This is a genomic window from Fundidesulfovibrio sp. (genome assembly GCF_058402725.1).
Map to the genome: position 1 here is coordinate 1 of NZ_JBZVFJ010000309.1, position 1,907 is coordinate 1,907.

A 1,907-nucleotide genomic window follows, 5' to 3' on the forward strand; every position below is an offset into this window, starting at 1 on the left:
CGGGACAGGCGGAACAGGACGGGAATGAAAGGGTCAGCGCGACGGCGTGCGCGCCCAGCAGTAGTCCGCCGCGTCCAGGGCCGCGCGCAGCACGGCTTCCCCTGCCACGCCGGACGCGATCTCCGTGAGCATTGCGTCGTCGGGCAGCAGGGCGGTCTCGCTCCAGTCCATGGTCACGATCATCACGGCCGTGAGGGAACGTTCGCCCTGGGGGCAGCCCTCGGGAAAGGCGTATTCGATCACGTAGCAGAGATTGGCCCCGGCTTTTGTCAGGGCCGCGCGGTCGCGCGCGGTGAAGGCCCGGCCCTGCGAGGCCTTGCCCACCAGGGAATCCAGGTTGAAGATGCCCGTGGCCCGCGCTCTGGGAGGACGCGGGCCGTGCCCGGGATAGTCGCTCCAGCTCACGCGGGAAAAGTAGGGACAGCCCTCCAGCACCTGGCGCAGGGTGCGCCCGGGAGCCTGGGTCTGGAGCCGGGACAGGTCGCCTGGCTCGGGCCGCGCCTGCTCCCGGGGCTGGGCAAGGCCTTGCGGTAGCGCCCCGGAAGCGCCCTGAGCCTGTGGCCGGGAAGCGCCCGGCGTCTGGATTCGGGACGCGCCCTGCGCCGACGGCTGACAAGGGGCCGGAGGCCCCGTTGTGGGGTCGGGCAGGGCCTTCAGGCGCTCCACGGGATCCGGGCCGCAGGCCGCAAGAAGGAGCGCCGCCAGCGCGCAGCAGAGGACCGCGCGCCAGGGCGCGGGGAGCGAGCCCCTCGCGGCGGGCCGTCCCGGCCGGTCAGTCCGCCGAGTTGAACGTGCCGCAGTTCTCGCAGGAAAAACCGTAGAACCTGGGTTCACCATCCACCACTTCCACGTCCACATGGTTCATGTGGCCGCACTTCTCGCACTGGATCAGGGCCACGCCCGCCTTGGGATCGTACAGACAGTCCTCGCCTCGGATCGATACGCTCTCGGTGAAGGCTTCCATGCCCATGGGGTGCTCCTCGCATGCCGGTTGAGGGGTTGCAACCCGATCATAGCCCAGCCCCGGCCCCGTGGCAACGCTCACGCCGCGAGAAAGGCCCGCGCCCCGGCCACCAGGGCCATGCCCGCCAGCACCGGGCCGAAGAACCCCCGCGAGCGCCACGCCAGGAACCCCGTGAGCAACGCGGCCCAGAGGAACAGGTTGTCCGGCGTGAACTTGGGCTGCCCCCGCTCCAGCAGCACCGACTGGGCCAGGAGCGCCCCCAGCACCGCCGGGGGGACCACCGAAGGGAACCGGCGCAGGGCCTCGGGCATGGGCCGCGAGGCGAAAAACAGTGCGGGCACGAGCCGTGGCAGGTAGGTGACCAGGGCCATGCCCAGGATGGTCAGGAAGACGGCGGTCTGGTCCATGAAGGGTCCTTGCGCATCAGCGTGCCTCGCCGGACTTGGCCCCCCGCCCGAGGGGAGCGGCCCAGGGCGTCAGGGCGGCGATCCCCGCCGCGGCCACGGCCCCGGCCAGCACGGCCCACGGCGCGGCCGGTGTCTGCGAGAGCGCGAGGCACAGCCCGGCCCCCAGCACGGCGGCAAGCGCGTGGGCGCGTCCGGCCAGTTGCCCGGTGAGCAGCACGGCGAACATGGCGGGCAGGGCGAAATCCAGCCCCAGGGGGCGCACGTCGGGCACAAGCCCCCCGGCCAGGGCTCCGGCCAGGCTCCCGGCGATCCAGGCCAGCTGGGAGAAGGCGTTGACGGCCAGGGCCTTTGCCGTTGATTGCTGATGGTTGTTGAAACGCGTGGCGTGCAGGGCGAAGGTCTCGTCCGTGAGCTGGAAGCAGAAGCGCGCGATGCGCCTTCTGGGCCAGCCCGAGAGGTGCGGCGAGAGCGCCGCCGAGAAGAGCCTTCGCGCCGCATGGGGCGGACAACACGCTCGGGGCTGTTCACGCGCGCCA

4 protein-coding genes are annotated in these 1,907 nt (G+C 71.8%); all 4 read right to left on the reverse strand.

Going from position 1 to position 1,907, the window contains the following annotated elements:
* Window positions 1-33: 33 nt before the first annotated feature.
* A complete protein-coding gene (locus ACV4UX_RS19045; RefSeq protein ID WP_491594853.1) occupies window positions 34-666 on the reverse strand; it encodes a hypothetical protein in 633 nt (210 codons plus the stop codon).
* A gap of 106 nt (window positions 667-772) precedes the next feature.
* Window positions 773-970, reverse strand: a complete 198-nt coding sequence (locus ACV4UX_RS19050; RefSeq protein ID WP_491594854.1) for a hypothetical protein — start codon at window positions 968-970, stop codon at window positions 773-775.
* Window positions 971-1,041: 71 nt separating this feature from the next.
* On the reverse strand, window positions 1,042-1,371 hold the full coding sequence (locus tag ACV4UX_RS19055) for an AzlD domain-containing protein (RefSeq protein WP_491594855.1): 330 nt from the start codon (window positions 1,369-1,371) through the stop codon (window positions 1,042-1,044).
* A 16-nt stretch (window positions 1,372-1,387) separates the two neighbouring features.
* The coding region (locus tag ACV4UX_RS19060; protein WP_491594856.1) for an AzlC family ABC transporter permease at window positions 1,388-1,907 on the reverse strand (520 nt) is incomplete at its 5' end.

Bases quoted from the DNA above. Each gene is read 5' to 3' on its own strand.
- ACV4UX_RS19050 (WP_491594854.1), bottom strand. From the start codon at position 970: ATGGGCATGGAAGCCTTCACCGAGAGCGTATCGATCCGAGGCGAGGAC.
- ACV4UX_RS19055 (WP_491594855.1), bottom strand. From the start codon at position 1,371: ATGGACCAGACCGCCGTCTTCCTGACCATCCTGGGCATGGCCCTGGTC.